Origin of the sequence: Allobosea psychrotolerans, from assembly GCF_002917105.1 — a bacterium.
In the GTDB taxonomy this organism is placed as follows: domain Bacteria; phylum Pseudomonadota; class Alphaproteobacteria; order Rhizobiales; family Beijerinckiaceae; genus Allobosea; species Allobosea psychrotolerans.
Genome location: NZ_PQFZ01000008.1, coordinates 45,759 through 71,912 on the forward strand (window position 1 = coordinate 45,759; position 26,154 = coordinate 71,912).

Below are 26,154 nucleotides of genomic sequence, written 5' to 3' on the forward strand. Positions count from 1 at the left end.
CGGTTACCTCAAAGAGCGCGCGACAGCAGAGCTTCGATCGAAGCCCTGTTCGTGTCCCCAACGGAACGTCCGACCTCGGCGCCGCCTTTGACGACGATCAAGGTGCTCTGGTGTTGGACCTTGAGACTGCGGAGCGCGTCCTTTTGGCTGTCGAAGTCGATATTGAAGACGACAAGGTCCTTGAACTTGGGCTGCTGGGCGAGTTCCAAGAGGATCGGCGCCTGCGCCTTGCACGTCGGGCACCAAGTTGCTGTGACGTCGATCAGAACCGGCTTGCCGGCTTTGATCGCCGCGTCGAGCGCCGCGGGTGAGTAAGCTTTCTCCTCCTGAGCGGAGACCCCCCACCCCACCAAGGCGAGCGAGAATGCGGCAAGCGCGGCAAGTGCATGACGACGGTTGATCATAGGCGACCTCAGTTATGTTCGTGACTCGGCGAAGGCCCGACATGTGTCTGACTACGGGGATTCGAAATGACGGCGGACTTCGTTACAGCGCTCACGCGGAGTTGATCGCGCATTCGGTCGAGGATACCGGCGCGATGCGCCCGACCAGTATCAGTGCGCAGGGAACGGAGCCTGTTTTGAGCGCACCCCTGAAGGCAGACAGGATCAGGTGCGGTTTCGACTATAAGCCGGTCGCGCAGCGAACATCTCTGCAGTCGGACGGCAAAGTTCCGTTTTGGACAGCAGCTGAGTTTCTGCGCCTGGCGCAATTAACCCAGGAGAGGGAGGGAGTCTCTGGCCCTCTCCGGTGCACGCCAGCTTGCCACCAGGCGACGATTTGCTGAGAATCCCGGCCAAAGAGAACGGCGGGCGTTGAAGGGATCAGTTCGTTGGCCGCTTGATAATCGCCTCAACGAAATCCGCGAATGCACGTGCCTTTGTACTGGCGAGGCGCCCCGTGGGAAACAGCGCCCAAAGGTCGATCGGCGGCAGCAGCCAATCCTCCAGCACCCGATGCACGGCTCCGCTCGCCAACTCGGGGCCGAACATCCAGTCGGAGGCAATTGCCAGCCCCAAGTCTGCGAGCACTGCCGCACGGATACCCTCTGCCGCGCTGACCCGCAGGCGGCCGCGGACCGCCACCGATGCTTCGGTGCCGCTCCGTCGAAAGACCCAGTTGTTGCTAAGCTGGCTATAGATAATTGCCTCGTGTCCAGCGAGGTCGGCCGGCACACGCGGAGTACCGGCCCGTGCAAGATAGGCCGGCGTGGCAACGACAGAGCGGCCGCCGGTCGCTATCCGTCGTGCGACCGCGTTTGAGTCTGGCAGGTCGCCCATGCGCAGGGATACGTCAATCCCTTCCGAAATTAGGTCGATTACCCGATCGTCTAGGATTACGTCTATCTCCAGATCCGGGTGACGCGTGAGGAACTCGGGCAGGCGCGGTACGATCAGTAGACGCGCAAAGGTTGGCGCCGCCGAGATGCGCAGTCGGCCGGAGAGCCCTGCGCCTGCGCCGCGGGCCTCCAACTCCGCTTCATCGACTTCCTGGATAGCCAGACGTGCCCGCTCGTAGAAGCGCAGCCCCGCCTCAGTCGGCGTGAGGCCATGCGTTGAGCGCAGCAGCAGCCGAACCTGCAGTCGTTCCTCCAACTGCGCGATCGTCTTCGATACCGCAGGCTGTCCTACGCCCAGGAGCCTCGAGGCACCCGAGAACGAGCCAACCTCGATCACGCGTACAAAAGTGGTCATCGCCTGCAAGCGATCCATGGTTATTCCTTCTGAGAATAAGTTCCATCCCTCTCGCCTGTCTGCCACGCTTCGTTAGGAATGGCCATAACTCCTCCCATTGCCGACGATACGGCGCAGGGAAATCCAGAGATGATGGAAGTTCATGCATTTGCGACGCCCAACAGCGTCAAGGTGCCTATTTCGCTTGAGGAGATGGGCGTCGATTACGTGCTGAAGCGGGTCAATATTCGCCAAGGCGAGCAGAAGACTTCGGCGTTCGTCGCACTCAATCCCAATGCCAAGGTGCCGGTACTAATCGACCCGCAAGGGTCGACAGGCACGGCAGTAACGCTCACCGAAAGTGCGGCGATCCTCGTCTATCTCGCCGAGAAAACCGGCAAGCTGCTTCCGGCTGGCGGGGACGATCGCGCGCGCGTCTTCGAGCAGTTGTTCTTCCACGCCTCGACGCTCAGCCCCGCCTTCGGCAATGCTGGCTTCTTCAAGCGTTTGGTTTCCGAACCGCAGCCCCTCGCTGAGGCACGTTTTGCTGCCGAAGCGGCACGAGTGCTCGACCTGTTGGAAGTCATGCTCGGTGAGCGTCGATTTATGGCTGGCGACGATTACAGCATCGCTGACATCGCTCATTTCGGCTGGCTCTGGCGGCGCGATTTTTCGGGCATGAGCTTCGACGGGCGCCCATATCTGGCTCGCTGGTTCGAAGGCATTGCCGAGCGTCCCGCTGTTCGGCGCGCGCTTTCCCGTGTCGAAGCGCTCATCTCCCAAGCTTGAAATCTCCCTCAGCCTCCTCAGCAAGGAATCGACGCATGTCACGCTTCGAGAATTACCGCGATGCCTTCCCCAATGCTCGACTGACGCGCTCTCTGAGCGGCGTGCTGGAGGTCGCGCTGCACACGAATGGCGGCAAGCTCGTGTTTGACGGCCAAGTCCACGAGCAATTCGTCGACCTGTTCCACGCAATCGGGTCGGATCCTGACAATCGCGTGGTGATCCTCACCGGCTCCGGCGATGCCTTCATGGATGCGATCAGCCCTGAAGGCTTCGATTTCTTCACCCCCCGCGGCTACGACAAGATCTATCGGGAGGGCAAAAAGGTCCTGATGAACATCCTCGACATCGAGGTCCCGATGATCGCGGCGCTCAACGGACCGGTGTTGCTCCATTCGGAATACGTGCTGCTGGCGGACATAATCCTGGCGACGCCCGAGACGGTGTTCCAAGACAAGCCGCATTTCGACTTCGGCATCGTTCCGGGTGATGGCGTCAATCTGCTTTGGCCCGAGGTGATAGGCAGCGTCCGTGGGCGTTATTTCATTCTGACGCGTCAGATCCTCGATGCGGAAACCGCGAGGGAATACGGCGCGGTGAACGAGATCGTACCGGCCGACCGATTGCTCGACCGCGCCCGTGAGATAGCCGAGGGGCTGGCCGCATTGCCACCACTGACTGGCCGTTACACGCGCATTGCGCTGACACAGAAGCTTCGTCGGATCATCGATGAAGGCGTGGGCTACGGCCTCGCTCTCGAAGGCATCAGCGCAGCCGAAGTCGCCCGTACAATGGCCACCAAGGCCTGACAGCTCGCGTCTTTCTCCGCCGATGTCCCTTCAATCGGCGGAGATTCCAACACTCCAAAATCAGGGAAGTTCCCTATGTCGCTTCAAGCCGAACTTGACGCCTTCAAGGCCGATTTCGAAGCGGGAAAGGCGCCTTATAGCGTCCCCCGATCGGTGATCGAGACGATGCATCGCGCTACCACCGAACTGATTGCTTCGGGCGCAGTGCAGGGCACGTTGAAGGCCGGTGATAAGGCGCCCGTCTTCACGCTGAACGATTCTGACGGCAAAGCGGTCTCGTCGGCTGAACTGCTGGCTCGTGGGCCGCTGGTTCTCAGCTTCTATCGTGGCGTCTGGTGTCCCTATTGCAATATGGAGCTCCAGGCGCTGCAGTCCGCGCTGCCCGCATTCGAGAAATTAGGCGCCAGGCTGGTTGCCATTTCGCCTCAGACCGCGGCCAACAGCCGTAAATCGGTGCGCCAGAACGAACTCACTTTCCCGATCCTGTCGGACCCGCACAACGATGTCGCTGCCGCCTTCGGCCTGCGATTTTCGCTGCCCGACTATCTGGTCGCCCTTTACAAGGAGCTCAAGAACGACCTGCCGTCATTCAACGGCGACCCTAGCTGGACGTTGCCGATGCCCGCACGCTTCGTGATCGGGCGGGACGGAATCCTCCTCTACGCTGAGGTCAATCCCGACTATACCCTTCGCCCGGAACCTGACGACATGCTGCCAGCGCTGCGCCGCGCTGCCGTTGCCGCCTGCTAGAGGCCCCCGCTTGCGCCGGAACGCTGGAGACTGACGTCAGCCAAGACATCGATCTTGGCTGACGGGCGTTCCCACCTGGTCCTAGCGGATGTCTTTCGCCGTTAGTCCAGGCCAGCCTGCTTCGCTGCGGGCGAGGTATTTTTTGGTGTCGCGCAGCCAAGTTCGACGGACGTCAAGATCGTAGTTCAGATACAGCTTGCCGTCGACTATCGACCAGGCGTCTGGCTCGATCTTGACCAGGTAACCACGCGATGTGCCATAGGCGCAAAATCCACCATAAGCTGGCATATACCGTATCGGATCTGCCTCGAAGAGCGCTTTGTGCTCCGCGCTCGCGAAGCGCCAGGTGGCGCCTCGATATCGAACGGAGAACTCGGGCTTACCTTTGCGCGGACCGCCGTCGCGAAAATACGCGACTGGGTCGAAGCCCTGGATTGCGGTCCCGTCGGTCGATCCCAGAGTATTGACCGGTCCGTAGCTTTCAGCGCGCGCGCAGGTGACACCAAGCGAAGCTGTGGCAACAGCGGCCCCGATGCGGCGGATGAAATTGCGCCTGTTGAGCATGTCTTATCTCCCCTGCTCGTTGCTTAAGCAGCGCGCGCTTCGAGCACCTCGAAGACGTAGGCGGCGAGATATCCGTAGATCGCGTGGCCGACGAAGCTCATGAAAGAAAGGCGGGGCACGTCGTTGAGAAGGAAGTACTGACCGGCCAGTGGAGCGAAGAAGCCCAAGGCGATGAAGTAGGTGATGATGCCCCAGATCCAGCCATCGGCAGGCATGCCGAAACTTTTCACCCAACGCGTCAGACCGTAGTAGCCGAGCGGGTAGAACAGAAATCCCGTAAGGTAATGCAGCAGCTTGGCGACCGGCGTTGAAATGTCCAGGCCGAACTGGTGCGCAAACAGAGACTTCACCAACTCTGGCGGCTCCAGCGGGTATTCAGCGAACCAGGCCGTAGGAACCGCTGCGAACAATTCCCAAAATCCAAGGCCGGCAAAGCCGCCGAGTGCAAGGCTAATGACGGTACGCGTAGAGGGCAGCGCGAAATTGCGCGGCATGGTTGCGGTGATCATGATCTGCACTCCTGTATGTTAAGTGATCGAAGGGGAAAAATGGGCTGCGACGGCGGCCGCACCTGCTCGTTGTGAACCGAGACTTCAGAAGGCTCCCTCGTAGCTTTGGGCGTCGATCCGGCAGGCAAGCACAGTAAAGCCACCTCGTTGGAACGCAGCTTGCCCTTCGCGTTTCAAGGCTTCGCGGTCGGCGACCGCGACGCCGTATCCGCCTAATGCTTCCGCCACTGCTGCGAAATTGGACGAGCCGAATTCGACGCCGGCACGCTTGAGGCCGAGCTGTTTTTGCTTCAGTGCGATCAAGCCGAGACTCTCATCGACAAGCACGGTGATCACGACAGGCACCATGAGATCGCGAAGAGTGGCTAGCTCACCGAGCACCATTTCGAGACCGGCATCGCCGACGAAGCAAAGAGTTGGTTGGCCCGAGCCGAGTGCGGCGCCCGTTGCCAGCGGTAGTGCGCAGCCCATGGTGCAGAGCCCGGTCGATTGCAGCAGCCGACGCGGCCCATCGCTGTTCCACATCTGGCTGAGCAGGATTCGATGGGCGCCGGAGTCGGCGGTGGCTACCGTTCCTGTCGGCGCCACTTCCCGCAGGATCGTAAATACCGCGTGCGGCCCCCATTCTGGTCGATCGGCAAAGGCCGAGCGAATGGCCGTTCTGGCCCTCTCGGGCTCGCCCCCCGACCAGACGTTGCCGCGCCTTGGTCCTTCGGCAAGCTTCGTCAGGATCGTTCCGACATTGCCTTCCAGCAGAATGCTCGCGCGGTGCATGCCGTGGGGCATATCCTGCGCGACGATATCGATGACACGCTTGCTCGTAGGCCAAGGATTGCGCCAACCTTGACGCATCTCGATAGGATCGTAGCCAGCTAAGATAATGAGATCGGCCGCCTCAATCAACGGCTTCACAATCGCGTCGGCTTTCGGCGATAGGCCGACACCGCCGATAACACGCGGATCGCCTTCCGGCACAAGTCCCTTGGCCTTGTAGGTCGTGAGAAGCGGTGCCCCGGTACGCGTCAGAAACGCATCGAGCGCCGCGGCACCCCCCTGATTGACCAGGTCGAGTCCGGCTATCACCAAGGGCCTCTTTGCACTCGCGATCAAATCACGGGCGACCGAAAGATCGGCGGGGATGTTGGCCTGAAGCTGTGGCGTAACCAGTGGTCCACGCCTTGCAGTGCGCGCTTCAGCAACGGAGATTGGCAGATCAATGTGCACCGGGCCTGGGCGGCCGCTCCTGGCAATGGCGATCGCCTTCTCGACGACAAGATCCTCTGTGCCTGGCGCGGCGCGCAGGCTCGCCTTCACCAGCGGTCGCAATACCGCTTGGTGGTCGAAGACCTGGTGCGTGTAGCTCTCGGCCAAGGCATGATCGACACAGCCTGTGATGAAGACCAGCGGCACACGATCCTGTTGGGCATTGGCGACGACATTAACGGCGTTGGCTACGCCCGGTCCCAGCGTTGCAACCAGAACCGGCAATGCTCCCGTTGTGTGCCAGAGACCCTCGGCCATGAAGCCGGCGGCGTTTTCGTGCTTGGCGAGGAGGAACCGAATTCCCGCGCGCTCCAGCGCATCGATCAGCGCCAGCACCTCGCCGCCGGGGATGCCGAACGCATGCGTCGCGCCAGCCGCCGCCAATCGTGCAGCAAGCAGATCGGCGCCTGTGACGAGATCGACTCGGACTGGTTGGGCCATCACCGCCGCTGAACTTGTATCGTGATGCATCTTCTCTCCCCCGCATGTCGCGGCATTGGGTTCCCGTGAGAGATCGCTCTGCGATGCGCATCGGTTACATGTTCACGGAAACGTGAGCTTCACCGCTGTGATGGTTGAGGAGATCTGATGGCATGGGCGTCTTGCAGGCCTGCTCGATCCATGCGGATCCGGCGATGCAACCCCGAGGTTCACACAGCTCGGATCGCACCCGGCCGTCGCAGTCGGTGGCGAGTTGGCAGGTCGCATAGGTCGTCGGCGAGGGCCGAACGTTGACCGTCGCGAGAATGCTCGGTCGCCAGCAGCAGGGATAACGAGACCCTTGATGATGTCGCCTTGCTGCTAACCGGAACAGCCCGAACTCGCGATCAACAGCCGCCGCGAATTTTAGGTAGCCCCTGACATACGCCATTTTCGTCGACAACTCCGACGTGGCTGATCGAATTGACGAGGGAATGGTGCCCAAAAGCCCGGCGCAGGCTTGTGAGCCTCTTGTCGCCATGCGACGGAATAAGGCGAATTCCGCCCTACTGGGAAAAGCGCTTAACCCTTGTCGCTCGCTGAACTCGAAACGCAGCTTCGGCCCGTTTTCCTCGCTGCGCTTGGCGGCGACGCCGCGGCCTACCGACTCTTCCTCGATACTATCAGCACTCGCCTGCGCGGCTACGTCCGCCAGATGCTGGCACGCGTCGGACGCAGCGAGATGAGCGAGACGGAGGACGTGCTGCAAGAGACGCTCTTGGCGCTACATCTCTCCCGCCACACCTATGACCCGGCTAGCCCGGTGACAGCCTGGGCCCGTGCGATCGCGCGTTACAAGCTCGTCGATCATCTGCGCCGCACAGGCCGCCATGCTTCCAACCTGCCGATTGATGACGAGGAATACCAGTTGGCGGCGCCAGATGAAGCGGCCTCCGACGCAAAGCTCGACCTGGCGCGTGCCATGCAGGCATTGCCGGAGCGGACACGAACTTTGATCGATCGAGTCAAGCTTCAAGGCACGAGCGTGGCGGAGGCAGCTAGCGCGACCGGCATGACCGAGACGGCGGCCAAGGTAGCTATTCACCGTGGCTTGCAGGCCATGGCAAAATTTCTGTCGAAACGGGGTGCCACGTCGATATGAGGCTTCTGACAGTACGCTCTGTAACCTTTTGCCGACTTCCTGCGAAGTCCCGCTTATCGAGAGTTCATCCCCCGGCCCGACATGAAAACTGACGATCTGATCTCCCTCATGGCCGCAAGCAACCACCCGGTGGATACCGGCTGGTTGTCGCGCGCGACTTGGCTTTCCGCTCTCATTGCATTGATCGCAACGGCCGGCCTAGTCCTGCTCACGCTCGGCGTGCGCCACGACATCGCCAGTGCCTGGATGACGCTCCCTGTCATCGCAAAAGTCCTGCTCGGCGCTAGCATCGCAGCGGTGGCGCTCAGCGTCTTCCAGAGCAGCCTGCGCCCCGGACTGAAGCCGGCACGCCTCCTGTGGTTGATGGCGGTCCCAGTTGGGCTGATTGCAGGCTGGGCGTTCATTTCGCTATCGCAGGCGCCGTTCGACCAATGGAGTGCGCTGACTTTTGGGAGGAGCTGGCGTGCCTGCCTTATTGCCGTTCCGCTCTACGCGATTTGTCCATTCGTTGTCCTGCTTGCGCTGGCGCGTCGGGGCGCGCCGGTCAATGGGCACCTGACCGGGCTATGTGCAGGCATGGCTTCTGCCGGCCTCGCTGCCATTGCCTATAGTCTTCATTGCCCGGACGACTCGGCACCGTTCCTCGGAAGCTGGTACCCGCTTGCCATGGCGGCAACCGCTGGTCTTGGTGCCTTACTCTTCCCGCGCGTTGTTCGATGGTGAATCAGCATATCCAGGAGAGCGCTGACAATCTCCAGTGCTGAAGTTCTGAGGCAATCGTTTCACTGATCAGGGTGGTCGGCATCTGCCCCCCCCCCTGCTGTCCGGCGAGGGCAGGAGGTAGCAGCTGCAAGGATGTCGGGCGGGACGGCGATTACCGGGTCTGCACGCAGCAATGCGTAGGATGGTCGGATATATCCAGCAGCATGAATGGTCGCCGCGTTAGCATGGTCTCGATTGAATGCGACATCGACGACTGGGCTCTAACTCAGGGAGGCAGCGCATGAATCAGCACTGCCCGTTCTGGATAAAGGGCAACGCTCAGCCTGCCGAGAGGCATTTGAGTTTGCAGACGGGGGGTGTCTTCACGACAAGCTCAACGACTGCTGGCATGGATGAGGAGGCCTGGTAGCTGTGCTACGCCCGTGAAGAGGTCGATGGCTTCTTGGGGAACGGCGATCAGCAGAGGTGCGGCCCGTGGATGAGGCGCCGGGCAGTGACCAATGGAGTCGGCGAAGCGGATTTTCCGACATTTGGTGGAGATCGTGGATCTGCTGCCGGATGACGGACTGTCGTGGTCCGTCAGGTTCGCCGGCAGGGCGGGCTACTACGCAGTAGTCTAACAGGATCACGATCGCGCCGCCGACCAAGCTAGCTTCATAGCGACGGGCAGCAGCGGGCAACCAAATGCTGTAGCGGTAGCGGCGGCGCCAAGCATCACCAAGATCGTCGAAAAGACATTATGCTAAAGATGCTCAACCGCAGCGGCAAGCGTTTGCCGCGTAGCGTACTGTTTATGTGGTTCAGCCTGTCCTGGGACGCGTAATAGAGGCGGCCGGGTGCGTGCAGCACAACGCATGGTGAGGCCCACGAAGTAAAAGAACCGTGACTAAGCTGATGTTTGGTAGTTTCGGCATTGTCAGCTAGCTAGCCAGCAGTCTTGTCTGATCGGTTCGCCTCATGGAGATAGAACCCCTCCAAGGGGTCAACTTCCTGCTCCCAGGGCGTCGTCTCCAGCATGCGTGCGGTCGCGCCAAAGCCGGCCTCCCAGCGTTCCCTGATGCTGGCTGGGCTGAAGTCAATGTCCTTGGTGTGGTCTTCGTTGTCGAGCTGCGGCGCGAGCAGGCGCACCACGTGCATCTGCGTCAGGCAACCATAGGCCGCAAGCGCTCGGACGGCTTCGCTCTGGCGCTCGCCATCTGGCAGGCGTCGTGCCAAGTCGGCGATGATGTGGCGCAGCGTGTGTATCTGCTTCTGCCGCGCAATATGGCTGACAGCGCGGCTGGAATACTGGATGTCCTTCTGCCGGTTCATCACTTGCCAGATCGTTTCCGGTTCGTCGCCCTGCGGATTCCAGACATGCACGGCGAAGATCAGCGAGTTGCGCCGGGGATTATCGTCGAACACGGCCTCGACCGGTGTGTTCGATAGAATGCCGCCGTCCCAATAGAGCTCCCCATCGATCCGCACCGCCGGAAAGGCCGGAGGCAGCGCGCCCGACGCCATCACATGGCGAACCGTCAGCGCGGTGTCGCGGCTGTCGAAATAGCGCATCTGGGCTGTTCGAACATTCGCCGCACCGACCGTCAGGCGCACGCCGTGATCGGACAGGCGTTCGAAATCGACGAGATCGGTCAGCGTCGCCTCGAGCGGGCGCGTCGAATAATAGCCCGCCGCATCGGGAGCGAGCCGCGCATGCATGCCGAGGAAGGCGAGCGGATTGGGCTTGAAGAAGCCCTCGACGCCATTGGTAATGGTTCTCCAGTTCGGCAGCATCCGCCCGAGCCAGGGCATCCCGGACATGAAATCCAGGTGGGGCTCCTGCGCAATGCGCCGCCAGAATTCCCTGAGGCGTTCCAGCCGGTTTTCCGGCGCGTTGCCGGCGATCAGGCTGGCATTGATCGCGCCGATCGAGATGCCGATGACCCAGTCCGGCTCGATGCCCGCCTCATGCAGGGCCTGGTAGACCCCGGCCTGATAGGCGCCGAGCGCGCCACCGCCCTGCAGGACGAGGACGACCTGACCGGCCTGCGGCTTGGGCACAGCGGACAAGGCGTCGCTGGTCATGGCGGCTGTTTGGGGAAGAAGGCGAATATCGTCCATGGCGGCTGATCCCGTGATGCGTGGCGCAACGCCGATCGCTTGCGGGGCAGTGTCAGCATCACGGCGCCAGGAGGAAAATGCCGTCTGGCTTCCGTCTCAATAGGCGCACGCTATGGCGAGACCAAGCATCACGATGCGCGCCTCGTTCGAGGCCAATGCAGTTCGATAGCGGATCAGCATCGAACGCAGAGCCCGTCGGCATTGGTCCTGAAGCAGGGCATGGCCGGATACTCCTTGCGAGCTTCGGCGCCACGAATTGCGCCTGGCGCATCCGCATCCGCCTTCGAGGAGAGGATCATGATCAGACAACTGGCTTCCGTTGCCATGCTGGCGCTCGGCCTGACCGGGCTCGCCCAAGCCGAGACGCAGACCGAGACCGAGATCAAGGCGCTCTACGAGCACTTCGTCAGTGCCCAGAACGCGCGCGATCTGCCGCGTGTACGCAATGCCTTGTGGGATTCGCCCAGCTTCGTCTGGATCAGCGACGGCAAGCCGTTCTGGGGGCGCGATGCGCTGATCGCGCGGATGAGCGCCTTCCAGAAGGCCGAAATCTGGAGCGTCATGCCTGACCGCACGCGTGCCAGGGTCGTCGAGGTCAGCCCGGTCAGCGCTGTGCTCTACCAGCCGCTGCGCCTGACACTGGGACCGCGCAGCAACCCGAAGACCATCGCCTTCCTGGTCAACGTGCTCTGCATCAGGACGCCGGACGGCTGGCGGGTGGCTGCGCTCTACACCACCGAGGAAAACCCCAACTGAGCCGCACGGCCGGCGCACATTGCATAGCGAACAGCTATCGAAATTCAAGCCAACCGGCATTTCCGCCGGTGCGTGCGAGCGGCGATCTTCAGCCCAGTGGCGCTCCCGCGTCCAACCCTTCGAGACAAGAGAGGCGAATCATGGGTGGCCCAATCGAGATCAGACTGAACTGGCCGATGAGCTTCGTCGTTCTGGGGCTGATCGCATTGGCAGACCTGATCGCGGTTACGGCCGTTATGGCTTGCCCCGCGAACAAGCCCGCTAGCGGGCCGGCGGTGCTGACCAATGAACTGGTGCGACGCCACGGCTGGCAGCCGGGCGTCTGTTGGCTGGTCGAACTGTCAGAGCCGGGGGAGGCGGTCGCGGACGCCGCGCCAGGTACCCAAGTCGGGGCTCTCGAGCAGCAGCTCACCGCGCCGACGCGGCGCGCCTCCCGCACTATCGAAGACAGCGCGACGCCATGATCCGCCGCGTTTCCGTGACGAGCGTCACGATGTCCGCCCCGTCGACCAGCGAAGGCGGATTTCATCGTGCTGCCGTGATCGCGACGATGGCGTTCCTGACGTTGGTCGATCTTTTTGCGATGCAGGCCGTGCTGCCCTCGCTGACCCAGCGTTTCGGCGTCAGCCCGGCGGCGATGGGACTTGCGGTCAATGCCAGCACGATCGGCATGGCGGTCGCGAGCCTGGCGACATCGTTCTTGAGCCGGCGTCTCGACCGACGGTTCGGGATCACCCTCAGCCTCGCAATGCTGGCTGTGCCGACCGCACTCCTGGCCACGGCATCCGATCTCGGGGCGTTTGCGGCGTTGCGCGTCGTCCAGGGCCTGTTCATGGCCTGCGCCTTCACGCTGATGCTGGCCTATCTCGGCGAGTATTACAGCGCGCAGGACAGCGCGGCCGCTTTCGCTGCCTATATTGCCGGCAATGTCGCGAGCAATCTCGTCGGACGGCTGCTGTCGGCAGCCATCGCCGATCATTTCGGGCTGAACGCCGCCTTTTATACCTTCGCCGGCCTTAATCTTGTCGGCGCCGCGATAGCGCAGGCCTCGATAGGCCGGACGCCGCGCATGGTGAACGCCGCGCCGGCGGCAGGTTCAGCGATGGAGGCTCTCGGGACGCATCTGGCGAATCCTGCGCTGCGCGCCAGTTTCGCGATCGGCTTCCTCATCCTGTTCGCCTTCATCGGCACCTTTACTTATGTCAACTTCGTGCTGGCAAGGACCCCGCTTTCGCTCGGCATGATGCAGATCGGATATGTCTATTTCGTCTTCGCGCCGTCGATCGTCACAACACTCACCATCGGGCTGCTTGTACGCCGCGTCGGCTCTGTCGGAGCGATCTGCCTTTCGCTGGCACTCGCCGGAACCGGCTTGTCACTGTTGGTCGTGCCCAACTTGGCCGCTGTACTGACCGGCCTCGTGCTCGTCGCCATCGGCACCTTTGCCGCGCAGGCGATCGCGACTGGCCTCGTCGGGCGTGCGGCCACGTCCGATCGAGGCGCCGCAAGCGGACTCTATCTCGCAAGCTATTTTAGCGGAGGCCTTGCAGGAAGCGCTGTGCTCGGTCAGATTTTCGATCGCGTCGGTTGGGGAGCCTGTGTGTCAGTAATCGGCCTGGCGCTGGCGCTTGCGGCGCTCTTCGCGCTGCGGCTGCGGGCCACTTAGATCAGGTTTGTTCGACCTTCGGCATCGAGACGCTCCGCGCATGGACTGCCCTATGCGCGAATTCAGCGGCAGGCGGAATCATGGCGGGGACACGTTCATGGAAATGCACCAGATTCGCTATTTCCTTGCCGTGGCGCGCACGCTCAATTTTACGCGCGCGGCCGAGCAGTGCAATGTCGCCCAACCTTCGCTGACGCGCGCGGTCCAGAAGCTGGAAGAGGAGCTCGGCGGCCTGCTCCTGCACCGTGAGCGCCAGCACACACATCTGACTGAACTCGGCCGGCTGATGCTGCCGCATCTGGAGCGCACCTTCGCAGCCGCGCAGGCCGCAAAAAGCCTGGCGCGCGGAGTCAGCAAGGGCGAGATGGCTCCGCTGCGGATCGGCCTCAGCGAAACGATTTCGACGACGGCGTTGATCGGCCTGCTGGAGGGCCTGAAATCCTGCGTCAACGGTTTCGAGCTGACATTGGCGCAGCTGCCCTACAAGGATCTGGTGGCGCGAGCGCTCGATGGTGCCTTCGACCTCGTCTTCGTCAGTGACGCGCATGAACTGCCCGACCGGATGCGCAGCTGGATTCTGTTTCGCGAGACCTACCGTCTGATCCTGCCCGCCGGACACCGGCTGGCAGCTCTGCCAGCTCTGTCTCTGGCAGAGCTTGCGGGATCCGAAATGATCGACCAGATCGACTGTCCCGACATTGAGCGTTTCAAGGCTTTTTGCGCCTCGGCCGATATCAACCTGCGCTACCGCCATCGCGTCCACGGCGCCGAGCAGTTGCAGCGACTGGTCGAGGCGGGCTTCGGCTTCGGCTTCCTGCCAGCGAACATGCCGCTGATCGGCGGCCTCGTCGCGCGCGATCTGGTCGAGGCGGAGAATGCCCGCAACGTCGCTGTCGCCGTCGTCGCCGGCCGGCCGTTCACCAGTGCGACCGAGGCTTGCCTACGGTTGGCGCGCACGCGCGAATGGGCGATCAATGACGCCCGGCAGGCCGGGCCGGCGACGGCTGCAGCCTGATCAGCGCTTGAGGGTGAGAAGTGTCGCCACTATGTCGGCAGGCTCCATGCGCCGACGGAAATCCGGATCGACATGGGCGGCGACAACCCTGCCGTCGGTGCCGACGACATAGGTGGCGGGGATCGGCAGGAACCAGGAGTCATTGCCGTTGAAGCGGGCGAGATCGAAACCGATCTCGCCATAGATTCTGCGCACTTCGTCATCCACCGGGAAGACCAGGCCGAAGCTCAGCGACAAGCCAAGATCGATGTCGCACAGCACATCAAAGGGCAGCTTGAAATCGCGCTTGGTCGCGGCTGTCCTGCCACCTGCCTCGGCCGAGACCGCAACCAACCGGCCGCCGGCCGCGACGATGTCGGCCTGCGCATCGCGCAGCGCCGTCAGTTCGCTCTCGCAATAGAAGCACCAGGAGCCGCGATAGAAGCTGATCACCAGCGGCCCTGACGATAGAAGATCGGCCGAATGGACGAAACGCCCTTCCGCATTGGGCAAGGCGAAGGGCGGGATGATGTCGCCGACGCTGACCGCGCCGGCGGCGACGCCGCGGGCGACGAGGCCTGCAATCATCCGCTCATAGGCGCTGGCCACATGCTGCCGCTCGCGGGCGTGGCGGCCGCTGATCTCGGACAGGCGTTGGGAAAGCGGGCGTGCGTTCATGGTCTCTCAAGGCTGCATCGCGACAGCCGTCTACGCAATCCAAATCACCATAGCCGCAGCCTATCGATGCGAGAGCAAGCCGGCATTTCCTCCGGCGGCGCCTGCCCGGCATGGTCCCTGTGTCACCTGACACAATCCGAACCGCAGGAGCCGCACGATGAACATGCAAGCTGCGCCCATCACCCATGAAGCCCCCGTCAGTTGCGCGCTCGTCGGCAAGGTCGCGGTCGTGACCGGGTCCACCAGCGGGATCGGCCTCGGTGTCGCAAGAGCGCTCGCCAAGGCGGGCGCGCGGCTCGTGATCAACGGGCTGGGCGAGGCCAAGGAGATCGACAAGACCCGCCGCCGGCTCGCTGAGCAGTTCCGCGTCGATGTCCGCTACGACAACAGCAACCTGATGGAGTCGGCCGGCGTCGCTCGGCTGATCGACGGTGCGGTCAACGCCTTTGGGCAGGTCGATATCCTCGTCAACAATGCCGGCATCCAGCATGTCGCCCCGGTCGAGGAATTCCCAGGGGACAAGTGGGACGCGATCCTGGCATTGAACCTGTCAGCCGCCTTCCACGCGACGCGACTTGTGCTCGGCGCGATGAAAGAGAACGGCTACGGCCGCATCATCAATATCGCCTCCGCACACGGACTCGTCGCCTCGCCCTTCAAGGCGGCCTATGTCGCCGCCAAGCACGGACTGATCGGCTTCACGAAGACGGTGGCACTCGAGGCGGCCGAGTTCGGCGTCACCGCCAACGCCATCTGCCCCGGCTATGTCTGGACGCCGCTGGTCGAAAGGCAGATCGACGAGCAGGCGGCGGCCCACGGCATTCCGCGCGACCAGGTCGTTCGCGACGTCCTGCTCGCACAGCAGCCGAACAAGCGCTTCGCCACGGTCGAAGAGATCGGCGCACTCGCCGCTTTCCTCGCATCTGCGAACGGCGCCTCGATCACCGGCACGGCCCTGCCCGTCGATGGCGGCTGGACGGCGCATTGAACGACGCGTGGCCTCCCCGTCCTTGAAGTCAACAGGCACAGCCATGGCTCCTCTGATCGCTCCTATCGCTAAGCGGAAGAACATCGTGATCGTCGGTGCAGGCTTCGGCGGGCTCGCCGCCGCTCAGGCCTTGGCGGAGGCGCATGCCGACATTACCGTGATCGACCGACGCAACTTCCACCTCTTTCAACCGCTGCTCTATCAGGTCGCGACTGCCGCGCTGTCGCCGGCCGACATTTCGGCACCGATCCGTTCGGTGCTGCGCCGACAGGCCAATGCCCATGTCATGCTCGACAAGGTCACTGGCATCGACCGCGAGAAGCGCGTCGTTCTGACGGAAGGGCGGCGCGCCGTGCCGTTCGACTACCTCGTGCTGGCAACCGGCGCCCGCCACAGCTATTTCGGCCGTGATGACTGGGCGCCGTTTGCACCAGGGATCAAGACACTCGACGACGCGACCCGGCTGCGCGCCCGCATCCTGCTCGCCTTCGAGCGGGCGGAACTCGAGACTGACCCAGCCGCACGTCGGGCCCTGCTGACTTTCGTGGTGATCGGCGCTGGCCCGACCGGCGTCGAGCTCGCCGGGTCGATCGCGGAACTGGCGCGCAAATCCGTGACGCGCGACTTCCGCTCCATCGCTCCGGGCGACATGACCGTCGTGCTGATCGAGGCCGGACCTCGCATCCTGCCGAGCTTCCGCGAGAATCTGGCGCAGGCGGCGGCGCAATCGCTCGAAGAAATGGGTGTGACGCTGCGCCTGGCACAACCGGTCACGGAGGTGACGGCCCATACCGTAACGATCAGTGGTCGAGTCCTGCCCGCGGCGACGATCATCTGGGCTGCCGGCGTCAAGGCGTCAGCCGCCGGGCGCTGGCTCGGAGCCGAAACGGACCGGGCCGGCCGCGTCAAGGTCGGCCCGGACTTCACGACGGCCGGGGAACCGGACATCTTCGTGATCGGCGACACCGCCGCCTGCGTCGATGAGGGCGGCAAGGCTCTACCCGGCGTTGCGCCCGCAGCAAAGCAGGCCGGAGCCTGGGTCGGCAAGCTGATCGCGGCGCGCCTCGCCAGCACGCGCGAGCCCAAGCCGTTCCGCTATCGCGACAAAGGCGCCATGGCGACGATCGGCCGGAAATCCGCAGTGGTCGATCTCGGCCGCATCCGGCTCACCGGAGGCGCCGGCTGGCTGCTGTGGTCGGCCGCGCATGTCTGGTTCCTCATTGGCTTCCGCAACCGCTTCAGCGTCGCGACGAGCTGGCTTTGGTCCTACCTGACCTGGGAGCGCGGGGCGCGTCTGATCACCGGTCAGGAAATCGCCCGCGCCCGGGCGCCCGATATTCCAATCCGACAGCAGGACGCGGCCTGACCGCTCATTCCTGCCGTTTCGCCACTTACATCCTCCTTCAGAAAGGACCATCGCCATGACCATGACGAACAGCATCGAAGCCATCGACGCCGGGCTGGTTCCCTCTGCCCGCTCGCTTTGGAACCTCGCGCTCGCCGGCTTCGCGGCGACCGGCTTTTACGAGATCTGGGCCAATTGGCCGACCGCTCTGCTGGCCGGCTTCCCGCTGGAACCGCCCGCACTGATCAAGTCGCTGTTCCAGCACCAACTCGCCGTCACAGTGCCCGATGTCTGGGCCAAGGCGCTGCATTTCCTCACCGGCTTCCTGTTCTATCCGCTCGGCTATTGGCTGCTCACGCGAATCCGGAGCTTCGGCCACCCGACCGATGGCTGGATCTGGGGCGTCATCACCTATTTCATCGCACTCGGCTTCTTCGCGCCGCTGGCGGGGCGGCCCTTCCTGCTGATCGGCGACAACAACCTCCTCTCGCTGATGAGCCTGATAGGCCACGCGATCTTTGGCTTTGTGCTCGCCACTGTCTTCCAGGCGCTGCAAGCCCAGCGGGGCTGAGCTGCAGCGGCCTTGCTGCCACAATCGACGAGCTGAACTAACCCTTCCGCGCCCAGCGCGGGAGGGCTTGTCTCGTCTCGGCCCTGACCTGTCTCGAGCCGCAGATAGCCGCGCGCTATCGAAACGGGAGACAGATGGCATTTCTAAATACCTCTCCGAAAGCCGATTTTCCGGTTGCGGCCATGCCGATCCCGGCGTGGCGACACCAACAAGGAGATTGTCATGTCGATCCCGACCATCCTGTCCGCCCGACGAAACGCCGTGGCTTTGTTGAGCCTCGCCGCCGTCCTCCTCGCCACGGCCGGAGCCGATGCTGGCACCTGTCCGACGGACAAGGTGCTGACCATGCCGCGCAAGATCGAGGAGGCACCGGATGTCGGGATCAAGCGCGAGACGCTCTCGATCGTGAACCTGACGGGCTGGCGCGGCGTCGGCGATCTGCGCCTGCGCACGCGCCGGCTGACAGTGGCAGTCGGTGGCATCGTGCCGACGCACCAGCACGACGACCGGCCCTCGATCGTCTACGTCGTCAAGGGTGAGATCATCGAGCACAGCGCCTTCTGCTCTGTGCCGATCCTGCATCGCGAAGGCGACTGGACGCCTGAGTTTGGCAAGGGCCACGCTCATTGGTGGGAGAACAAGACCAATCAGCCGGTCGTCCTGACCTCGTCTGACGTCGTGCCGCCCGATATGCTCGACGATCCCGACATGTGACGCGGCGCTACGCGGATCGATTGCAAGGCTGGATATTGGCCAATCGACCCAGGTCAGCCTCGCGGTTGCTGTCACCCGCAGGCGTTCTACCTGGGAGCTGCGGTCGTGTTCGCGATGTCGGGCCAGCCGTAACATCGCAGCTGTCCGTTCATGACCAGCACGCCGCGCATACTGCGCGGCGATGCCGAATAGAGAGCGTTGTCGTACTTCGACAGAATCCGTGCCGTCGCCAAACCGTTTGCGAACCTGCAGATATCATAGCAGGGGCCAACTGCGACGCGTTGCTGGAGACTTGTAACCTCAGTCTTTGGGGCTCACACGAAGCGAATTCGAATTCTGTCGGCGCTAAATCGCAAGCGCTTATGCAGGTTTTGTCCCTCACCAAGCTTTCGCCGTACCGGTTGCCGACGATTGTGGGCGCGGTTCGACAAAGCGATCGGATTTACCCAAATTCAAAGCGTCGCGGGCAGCCGATGAAAGCCCGGGCAATGACAAGGGAATTCGCCCAGAAGGGCCATCGGCTATGATCTGTTCTAGGATCTCTGGTTTTAGCGGAACGCCCTCATCAGCCTCTTGCGGGAAGACGCGATCCCGCAGTTCAGCGAGCGCACCCTCGACGGGCCGGAAGCTGAATTTGATTTTGTGGGATCCAACAGGAACCTGTACGGCGCGAAAGAGCACGTTCGCCTTCAGGATTTGCGTCTCGACGCCATCAACCTCGGCCCGCCACCAAGGATGCCAGATGTCATTCAGCACAATGAAGCCGGCTTGGGTCGCAGTAACGTCGATTTCGACTTCGGTGTTCTCGTAACGCGAGAGCGTCACGCCTGCACGCGCCGCTAGCGCCTCCTCTGGCGGCGCGCCTTGAGGTTCGGCTTCGAGCAGAACGACCTGATGCGGATCGACGTCGGGCCAACGCCCTGTTGCCTTCATGCCGTCGAAATCTGCTAGTTGCCAACCTCCGACGAACTGAACTCGTGGCAGCGCGCGAGGGTTCTCGTAGATGTAGCCCTCCTGGGTTCGCGCCACGAGTTTGAGGTCGCCTTCGCGAAGTGCTCCGTCAATCTGTGTGATTGGAACCGGCGAAGCTATGTAGCGAAGCCCCAGCAGATCGGCGAGACGACAGCGATAGGAGGGGAATAGCGGTGTAAACTTGCGCTGATTTGGCTCGGCGATCGTGTCCTGAGTTCCGACGGCCTCTGAGAAGTCAGCAAGCCGCAGCGGATTGTAGCCTAGCGTGTGATCAAAGCCGTGAACCAAGCCGGCGTTGGGCCACTCGAAGCCCAAGCCCAGAAGCTCAACCCTGTCGCGTCGCGGTGATCCGATCGGCTGTGATAAGAGTTGCTTTAACTTGCGGACAGTCTCGTTTCGCGTTTCCGTCCGCAGGACATCGTAGAGTTTCGGCGGCAACGCAGTCGATTCATTGATACCGTTGTTGCTGCCGAGATCGGCACCGACAACGCTTGCGACAGCCAGCACAGAGACGAGTGGGGCAGTTGTCGTGCGCCAGCGCAACATGATGCCGATGAGCAAAATCGACGCGCCGAACCACGAAACAGCTGATATCGAAGGCCACCAGGCGTCGGTCAGATGACCTTTATCCGACGATATCACCAAGCCAAGCGCTACTGCAGCGCCGACTAAACAAGCAGATACTAAAAGGTCGCGTTTGTGCGAGCCCATTTTCTCTGTCGTGAGCAGTCGGTGCAATACGTAACCTGAGACCACGGCACCGAGCGCACCAAACAGAAAGGTCGCATCAGCTGGCCGGCGGAAGACCTTCACGCCCGGCAGATAATCATAGAATGCTTGGAAGAATGGCGTGTACCAACCGAGCGCGAAGAGCACCATGAAGACCAACAGGGTCGTCGTTGACCGGACCGGTTTGTCCCAAACCCAACCGCGCGTCAGCCCCGGCGCAATTATCAGCAGCATGGGTAAGGCGCCCAGATAGATCTGCCCCATATTCTGAGACAGATAGATACCTTTGTCTTTCCAGGAGGCACTGGCCGGTCCCCAAAATTGGACGCTTGGATCGCGTGCACCGAAAAGGTCTGCCACGAAAGCGGTCAGGAGCGACGCGGGATGAAGGGATCCGTGGGCCGCTTCGACGAAGTCGACCTCAGGGCGCGTCGAAGCTTCTGCGAAGAGCCATGTCCATAGTAATGGAAGCGAGATGATCAGGCTCCCAGCAAGGCCACCGGCCATGATGGGAACAAAACTGGATCGGATCGCAAGCCAACCGCCAGACATCCAATGAGCCAACACCATGGCAATCAGGACGTAGGAGCCTAGCAAGGCGACCTGGTCTGGCTCGATCACCATCTGGCTCGCAGCGCAGCCTGCAAGGACACCGTTGATTGTTGAATTCCGCAGCAGCATTCGGCTGGTGAGCCAGAAGGCAATCGCGAAATATGAGAGGCTGGCGATTTGACCGACGTGTTGAACGCGCCATGAGGCTGACGCTCCAAAGGCGAAGACAATGGCAGCAAGCACGCCACCTGCCGGGTGCCACTTGCGATCTCGGAAGTGCATGAGCAAGGCGAGCCCACCAGCCAGCAGGTGCAGGAGGATGTACGCATCAACTTCTCGAAAGCTGGGAGAAGGACTCAACAGTGCGAGCAAGATCGCGGGCGAAAAGATAAGCGACTGGGGATCCGCGATTTGAGGCGAACCGCCGAACACGCTGGGCGTCCAGAATGGCGATTGTTGAGAATGAAGCGCCTGCGCCAGGAATTGAATCTGGGCCTGGAAATGTGCCTTGGCATCGAAAGGGATCGTCCACTGCCCTGAAAGCCAAGGCCAGCAGAGCGCAATCCAAGTCAGCACAAAGGCTACCGCCGCCGGGCGGTAGCCCGAGCTCGTTCCAGCAAAGTTAGTCAAGAGATCTCCGACAGAAATCGGCTTGAGCAAGTCCACCTGGGATTGCTTAAGTCCGTCGCCTAGGCCCGAGGCATTGGCGTTTAAGAGCGCTGACGCGGAGTCCAAGGACGGGTGCTCGTTACTGCACCGTCCCGGTCAGGTGGCTTGAGGTCAATGTGCTATGGCAAGCGGCGTTGCAGCGACGACGAGTGCCGCGGCCCGCCCAGCCGATCGATTTCGCAGCATCGCGAGCCGCTTTGCAGCGAAGAAATTTGAACCGCCGCGCTGAGCAACGCGCTCACGGAGAATCTGGGTGGCGAGCTCATGACTGCCGGAGCGGATCAGACTCTCGATGTAGGCCTGCTCGAACAGGTCGCGTTGGGCATGACTGCCGCCGACTGTCATAAGTCCCTTTCTCGCGGCTCCAAGGAGGCGTGATGCCTCGTCATAGTCGCCATCTCGGAAGGCGATGAGGCCAAAAGCCGCCATTGCGCCATTGCGCGCAGCATCGCGCCGTTCCCCGCTCGGGTGAAATTGGCCGTCCTGGACAAGGCTGCAGGCGATGGTCTCCGCGCTATCGGTGTGGCCGGCACCGAGCAGCGACAGGGCGTAGTGAAGATCGGCGAACACTAGCCGTCCGTCGTGAATGCGGCCCTCTGCACGAGCGGCGAGCTCGTCCCAGCGTGTCCCGACATCAGCACCGGCATACTCCAATCGCGCAAGCAGCGAAGCCCCGTTCGCGATATCGCGGTAGTCGTCTGTCTGCTCGCGGCGGATGTCTTCATCATAGAGCCGAAGCACTTCCGCGATCTTGCCTTGCTCGAGCTGAAACAGTGCCAGATGCCAAACAATGTGAAAGCGTAGGTTGTTGGCGTGGGCCCAGTTGCGGTCGTCGCTCAGCCAAGCGACGCCTTCTTCCGTACGGCCGGTCATCTCCAGCACATGAGCGACGGCATGCCGCCCCCATGCATCTCGCGGGCTCAGGGCGACTGCTCGACGGCCGGCGCGCTCGGCCTCGGCGTAGAAGCCCTGCTCCTCCAGTGCGAAGGCGTAGCAGCCGTTGACATAGCCAGTGAGGGGATGGGTCTCTCCGAAGCCGGGCGCAACGCGGCGCAAGCTTGCGAGCATCTCGTTCTGATCGCCTAACATGAAGCGCAGACCATGTGAGAGCTTGAGCGCGAGCACATCGAAACGGTGCTCGTCCAGGATCGATTCAAGTCTGTGCGCGGCTTGACGCGGTGCGTCGGAGAGCCACAGCGCCAGTGCCTCGACAACCATATGCTCGCGCCGCGTAACAGGCCGAACTGCGATGGCGGCCTGTGCCGCTGCGAGGCATTCGCGCGCAGAGCCGAGCAACTCCGACCGCGCGAGTGACAGCAGCATCAATCCTTTGGCTGCATGGGCCAAGGCAAATTCCGGATCAGCCTTCAGCGTGCGGGCCAGATGTTCCGGGGTCGCGGCAGCATGGGCCAGCAGGGCTTCGAGCGTGTCATTCCAGGCAAGACGTGCTGCGTCGTTCGCAACGGTGATGCGGTCGCCGGAGAGGTCGTGATACATAAGTTGCTCCATTTCGGAGGCCGGATGGGCGCTCAAAGGGGAGTTCGCAACAGAGCGATCAAACGCGGTTCAACTTGCTTCACGGACGCGTGACAGAGCTCGAATGTGTGCGGCGATCTGCTCTTCATTGCGCGCCGGCTCGGCCCGAGGTATGGCGCCGGCCCAAGGTGCGCTTTTGAACCAGCCGACCAGGATCGCAGTCCCGAAGATTGCAGAAAACCCGATCAGATTGAGCAGAGCGACATTCAGCTCGCTCCGTCCAATGAGCCCGGCGACGGTGCCAGCCAATCGAGCCAACACAACGCTGGCGAGGAAAGTGGCGAGCGACTGCCGGCCAATTAGGATGAAGACGTGCCCTAAACCTTCATCGAGCCTGTGACGCCAACCCTCGACGAGACTCAACATCACATAGGCTAAGGCGAGAAAGTGCAGCACGCGCAGCGCATGCAGGTTACTTTTCTCGCTGGCGGGAACGATCAAGTCGCGAAGGGCCTGCGCGGCAGGCCAATTGTCTAAGATGCCCCAGAAGGAAAGAGGCAATGACACCAGCAAAACCAGGCCCGCCGCCAGCAATGTCGACCTGTCACCGAGCTTTGGAACTGGCAGCCACCGCATGCCGAAAAAAAAGCCGATGAAGAATATGAGCTGCCAAGCGAAGGGGTTCAGGAACCAGCCAGATCCATTCCAAGGATTGCCAGGCAAATTGAAATCCGCTGTCCATACCAATCCATAGAGAAGGATCGTCATCACAAAAGGCAGCGAGGAATGGAGTCGATGCAGTGCCATCGCAACCGGCACTAGCGCCAAGATCACCAGGTACATCGGCAGGATGTCGAGGTAGTCAGGCTGCCACGTAAGAGTGGCGAGCCCGAGCAGCGCACGTTCCGGGTCCTTAATCAGAGGAGCGAACTGCGAGGGGAGTTCGGCGAGACCAAAAGTGCGGTCGAGCAAGGCGGCCAGAGCAATCAAGGCTAGAACCACGCCCAATTGCGCCCAATAGACCTGCCACATACGCAGCAGGATGCGTGCCGTACCCAGTGCCAATCCGCGACGGACGAAAACGCTGCCGAACGCAAGAGCGCTAGCTAGGCCGGAACAGAAAACAAAGACCTCGGCCCCTGAGGAGAAACCAAACCGAGCTGGAATGTATGCATTCCAGCTGTTCTCTGGCAGATGCGCGACGAAGATGATCAGCATCGTCAGTCCGCGGAAGAAATCGAGCCGCTCATCGCGCTGGCGCTTGGAGTGCTTAGGCGGCAATTCAACAGCGAGGGCATTCCAGCCCGGCGCTTGATGGTGGCTCGACTGCCGGATGGCAGCGGTCGATAGGGTGCCGACACCCGCATCTTCTGCGCGGTGGCCGGCTGTTTGCTGTTGGGACATGATCGCTCTTTGGTGTTCGGTATGAACGGTTCTGCGAGAGAGATCGTGTTGAGTGGGGCGGTGGTTACAGCCTCACGGCAACGTGAGCTGGGCGCCCGCCGCAGTGGCCGGAGATTGCTGAGGGATGGCGAGATGCCATGCCCGCTCAATCCATGTCGGATCGACAAAATGCCCGCCGGGGTGAAGGCAAAGCTCCAGTCGAGCACTCCCGGAGCAAGTTGTGGCCTGCCAGCATGCCATTTTGTCCGACAAGGCCGCTTCCCGAGATGCTGTAGCCCACGAGGCCGTGCAGTCTCCGGGCGCGAATACAGCGAGGCTACGGAAGAGATCACCTTGCCTGTATCTGGAGCCGATCGACCGTCCTGCCAGCGGTACAGTCGTATCGCCTGTACCATGGATATGGATCAGGTTGGGTCGAGGACCTGCGCATTGCTGCGGAAGCGGTTCCCAAAATGAGCCCGCGACTGGGGCGAAGCCCGCAAAGCGCGACGGCATCCGACAAGCCAGATACCAGACCATCGAGCCGCCCTGCGAGAAGCCACTGGCCATGATTTTGCTGGGGTCGATGGGAAAGCGCCTTTCAACGTCATCGAGTACTTGTGCGACGAAGGCGAACTCGTCTCGATAATGTCCTGGTGAACCGGGGTATGACCAGGTCCGCCCCATACCGTCCGGGGCGATTAGTGCGACACCCAAGCGCTCAGCTGCCGCTGCAAGTGATTGGTCGGAAATCGTCTCTTCAGCGGACCCTTGCCAGCCGTGAAAGAACATGATCGCGCCGCTGCGATGCTCCTTGGAAGCCCGCGCAGGCAAGATAATGCGATACTTTCCGCTCTCGACCTGGCAACCGTTTGCCGGACAAGAGTCCGAGACCGCCTCCACCTTCCGCGGCTCCTCCGCCCGCGGATGGCCAGCCTGAAGCAGGCTGGCCACTGCGATCGCAACCCGTAGTGAGCTTTGCCATCGTACTGCCATGTCCGCCCTCATGTCGAAATTGTCGCAGACGCCAACTGGTCGATGCCGAAGGCACCGGGTGGCGTGTTGCCTTTGTGACGTGCCCAAGTTTGGGGCGCACGCACCCGCGTGAGAAGGAGCGCGCGAAGGCCTGGTGACCCTTCACCGCATGAGAGTACAGCGAGGCATTGGAGACCTAATTGAGCAGCCTCGGATGCATCAATTGCGGTTGGCGGTCTGCCCAAATAGAATTTTCTTACCTTCTTCGGTCACGGTCGGCCGTGCAGCGAGCGGTTCGCCCTTCGCATAAGCGCGAACGGTGCCTGGACGTTCGCGCACATTATCGAACCACCGGCGAAGGTTGGGGAATTCTTCGAGATTCTGCTGCTGGCGCTTCCACGGTACGATCCAAGGATAACAGGCCATGTCCGCGATCGTGTAGTCGTCATTGGCGATGAAGGCGCGGCCCGCCAGCCTTCGATCGAGCACACCGTAAAGACGGTTGGTCTCGTTGACGTAACGATTGATGGCATACGGAATCTTCTCAGGCGCGTAGACGCCGAAATGATGATTTTGTCCCGCCATCGGACCAAGCCCACCCATCTGCCAGAACAGCCATTCTGTTGCAGTTTTGCGACCGCGGAGGTCGGATGGAAGGAAGCGCCCGGTCTTCTCGGCCAGATAAAGCAGAATGGCTCCTGACTCGAAAACGGTGATGGGATCACCGCCGTCGGCCGCCTGGCGATCAATGATTGCCGGCATCCGATTGTTGGGTGAGAATGCCAGAAAATCGGGCTTGAATTGGTCTCCGGCGCTGATGTCGACAGGGTGAATAGTGTAATCTAGCTCCGCCTCTTCGAGGAACATCGTAATCTTATGGCCATTCGGCGTCGGCCAATAGTATAGATCAATCATGACGTGCATCCG

At 62.0% G+C, this 26,154-nt stretch carries 25 protein-coding genes; 13 read left to right on the forward strand and 12 right to left on the reverse strand.

Translation table 11 applies throughout. The annotated features are described in order from the left end of the window. Positions 1–8: 8 nt before the first annotated feature. Positions 9–404, reverse strand: a complete 396-nt coding sequence (locus CYD53_RS14995; protein ID WP_103718905.1) for a thioredoxin family protein — start codon at positions 402–404, stop codon at positions 9–11. Positions 405–824: 420 nt separating this feature from the next. Beyond that, positions 825–1,712 carry a LysR family transcriptional regulator gene (locus CYD53_RS15000; RefSeq protein WP_103718906.1) on the reverse strand — a complete coding sequence of 296 codons (888 nt, stop codon included), beginning with the start codon at positions 1,710–1,712 and terminating at the stop codon, positions 825–827. A gap of 111 nt (positions 1,713–1,823) precedes the next feature. Here CYD53_RS15000 and CYD53_RS15005 point away from each other — a divergent pair, with 111 nt between their 5' ends. The 3 genes from CYD53_RS15005 (at position 1,824) to CYD53_RS15015 (ending at position 4,018) form a co-directional block, all read left to right on the forward strand. Next, positions 1,824–2,462 (forward strand): glutathione S-transferase family protein, encoded by a 639-nt coding sequence (locus CYD53_RS15005; protein ID WP_103718907.1) that lies wholly within the window; start codon positions 1,824–1,826, stop codon positions 2,460–2,462. Positions 2,463–2,497: 35 nt separating this feature from the next. Then, on the forward strand, positions 2,498–3,268 hold the full coding sequence (locus CYD53_RS15010; RefSeq protein WP_103718908.1) for an enoyl-CoA hydratase/isomerase family protein: 771 nt from the start codon (positions 2,498–2,500) through the stop codon (positions 3,266–3,268). Between the two features lie 75 nt (positions 3,269–3,343). Then, positions 3,344–4,018: a peroxiredoxin-like family protein gene (locus CYD53_RS15015; protein ID WP_103718909.1), complete on the forward strand. Its 675-nt coding sequence runs from the start codon at positions 3,344–3,346 to the stop codon at positions 4,016–4,018. Positions 4,019–4,099: 81 nt separating this feature from the next. Here CYD53_RS15015 and CYD53_RS15020 read toward each other — a convergent pair whose 3' ends face one another. From CYD53_RS15020 to CYD53_RS15030, 3 genes are all read right to left on the reverse strand, one after another. Continuing rightward, positions 4,100–4,582, reverse strand: a complete 483-nt coding sequence (locus CYD53_RS15020) for a YHS domain-containing (seleno)protein (protein WP_103718910.1) — start codon at positions 4,580–4,582, stop codon at positions 4,100–4,102. A gap of 23 nt (positions 4,583–4,605) precedes the next feature. Continuing rightward, a complete protein-coding gene (locus CYD53_RS15025; RefSeq protein WP_146055925.1) occupies positions 4,606–5,091 on the reverse strand; it encodes a hypothetical protein in 486 nt (161 codons plus the stop codon). A gap of 84 nt (positions 5,092–5,175) precedes the next feature. Beyond that, positions 5,176–6,825, reverse strand: a complete 1,650-nt coding sequence (locus tag CYD53_RS15030) for a thiamine pyrophosphate-binding protein (protein WP_245928250.1) — start codon at positions 6,823–6,825, stop codon at positions 5,176–5,178. Between the two features lie 538 nt (positions 6,826–7,363). On the opposite strand from CYD53_RS15030, the gene CYD53_RS15035 reads away from it, so the two are divergent. Continuing rightward, positions 7,364–7,936, forward strand: a complete 573-nt coding sequence (locus tag CYD53_RS15035) for a sigma-70 family RNA polymerase sigma factor (RefSeq protein ID WP_103718913.1) — start codon at positions 7,364–7,366, stop codon at positions 7,934–7,936. 81 nt (positions 7,937–8,017) lie between these two features. Further along, on the forward strand, positions 8,018–8,659 hold the full coding sequence (locus CYD53_RS15040) for an NrsF family protein (protein WP_103718914.1): 642 nt from the start codon (positions 8,018–8,020) through the stop codon (positions 8,657–8,659). Between the two features lie 924 nt (positions 8,660–9,583). Here CYD53_RS15040 and CYD53_RS15045 read toward each other — a convergent pair. Further along, a complete protein-coding gene (locus tag CYD53_RS15045; protein ID WP_103719072.1) occupies positions 9,584–10,723 on the reverse strand; it encodes a patatin-like phospholipase family protein in 1,140 nt (379 codons plus the stop codon). A gap of 333 nt (positions 10,724–11,056) precedes the next feature. Between CYD53_RS15045 and CYD53_RS15050 the strand changes: the two genes are divergently transcribed. From CYD53_RS15050 to CYD53_RS15065, 4 genes are all read left to right on the forward strand, one after another. Beyond that, entirely contained in the window at positions 11,057–11,515 is a 459-nt protein-coding gene (locus CYD53_RS15050; RefSeq protein ID WP_181011876.1) for a DUF4440 domain-containing protein, read from the forward strand. Positions 11,516–11,655: 140 nt separating this feature from the next. Continuing rightward, entirely contained in the window at positions 11,656–11,979 is a 324-nt protein-coding gene (locus CYD53_RS15055; protein ID WP_103718916.1) for a hypothetical protein, read from the forward strand. A 29-nt stretch (positions 11,980–12,008) separates the two neighbouring features. Continuing rightward, positions 12,009–13,181 carry an MFS transporter gene (locus tag CYD53_RS15060; protein ID WP_245928251.1) on the forward strand — a complete coding sequence of 391 codons (1,173 nt, stop codon included), beginning with the start codon at positions 12,009–12,011 and terminating at the stop codon, positions 13,179–13,181. A gap of 97 nt (positions 13,182–13,278) precedes the next feature. Next, a complete protein-coding gene (locus tag CYD53_RS15065) occupies positions 13,279–14,196 on the forward strand; it encodes a LysR family transcriptional regulator (RefSeq protein WP_181011877.1) in 918 nt (305 codons plus the stop codon). Here CYD53_RS15065 and CYD53_RS15070 read toward each other — a convergent pair whose 3' ends face one another. Next, a complete protein-coding gene (locus CYD53_RS15070; protein WP_103718919.1) occupies positions 14,197–14,853 on the reverse strand; it encodes a peroxiredoxin-like family protein in 657 nt (218 codons plus the stop codon). Between the two features lie 157 nt (positions 14,854–15,010). On the opposite strand from CYD53_RS15070, the gene CYD53_RS15075 reads away from it, so the two are divergent. The 4 genes from CYD53_RS15075 (at position 15,011) to CYD53_RS15090 (ending at position 18,471) form a co-directional block, all read left to right on the forward strand. Beyond that, complete coding sequence (locus CYD53_RS15075) at positions 15,011–15,841, forward strand: 3-hydroxybutyrate dehydrogenase (protein ID WP_103718920.1); 831 nt, start codon at positions 15,011–15,013, stop codon at positions 15,839–15,841. Between the two features lie 64 nt (positions 15,842–15,905). Then, complete coding sequence (locus CYD53_RS15080) at positions 15,906–17,207, forward strand: NAD(P)/FAD-dependent oxidoreductase (protein WP_181011896.1); 1,302 nt, start codon at positions 15,906–15,908, stop codon at positions 17,205–17,207. A gap of 55 nt (positions 17,208–17,262) precedes the next feature. Next, positions 17,263–17,757 carry a hypothetical protein gene (locus tag CYD53_RS15085; protein WP_103718922.1) on the forward strand — a complete coding sequence of 165 codons (495 nt, stop codon included), beginning with the start codon at positions 17,263–17,265 and terminating at the stop codon, positions 17,755–17,757. Between the two features lie 222 nt (positions 17,758–17,979). Next, entirely contained in the window at positions 17,980–18,471 is a 492-nt protein-coding gene (locus tag CYD53_RS15090) for a cupin domain-containing protein (RefSeq protein WP_103718923.1), read from the forward strand. A gap of 378 nt (positions 18,472–18,849) precedes the next feature. On the opposite strand, the gene CYD53_RS15095 is transcribed toward CYD53_RS15090, so the two are convergent. The 5 genes from CYD53_RS15095 to CYD53_RS15115 form a co-directional block, all read right to left on the reverse strand. Next, on the reverse strand, positions 18,850–21,390 hold the full coding sequence (locus CYD53_RS15095; protein ID WP_146055927.1) for a hypothetical protein: 2,541 nt from the start codon (positions 21,388–21,390) through the stop codon (positions 18,850–18,852). Positions 21,391–21,504: 114 nt separating this feature from the next. Further along, the gene (locus CYD53_RS15100; RefSeq protein ID WP_103718925.1) at positions 21,505–22,890 is read right to left on the reverse strand and encodes a tetratricopeptide repeat protein; all 1,386 of its coding nucleotides are present in this window, start codon (positions 22,888–22,890) and stop codon (positions 21,505–21,507) included. A gap of 69 nt (positions 22,891–22,959) precedes the next feature. Further along, positions 22,960–24,273 carry an OpgC family protein gene (locus tag CYD53_RS15105; protein WP_103718926.1) on the reverse strand — a complete coding sequence of 438 codons (1,314 nt, stop codon included), beginning with the start codon at positions 24,271–24,273 and terminating at the stop codon, positions 22,960–22,962. 72 nt (positions 24,274–24,345) lie between these two features. Continuing rightward, positions 24,346–25,248, reverse strand: a complete 903-nt coding sequence (locus CYD53_RS15110; protein WP_181011878.1) for a CE1 family esterase — start codon at positions 25,246–25,248, stop codon at positions 24,346–24,348. A gap of 198 nt (positions 25,249–25,446) precedes the next feature. After that, complete coding sequence (locus CYD53_RS15115) at positions 25,447–26,142, reverse strand: glutathione binding-like protein (RefSeq protein WP_103719073.1); 696 nt, start codon at positions 26,140–26,142, stop codon at positions 25,447–25,449. Positions 26,143–26,154: the final 12 nt, after the last annotated feature.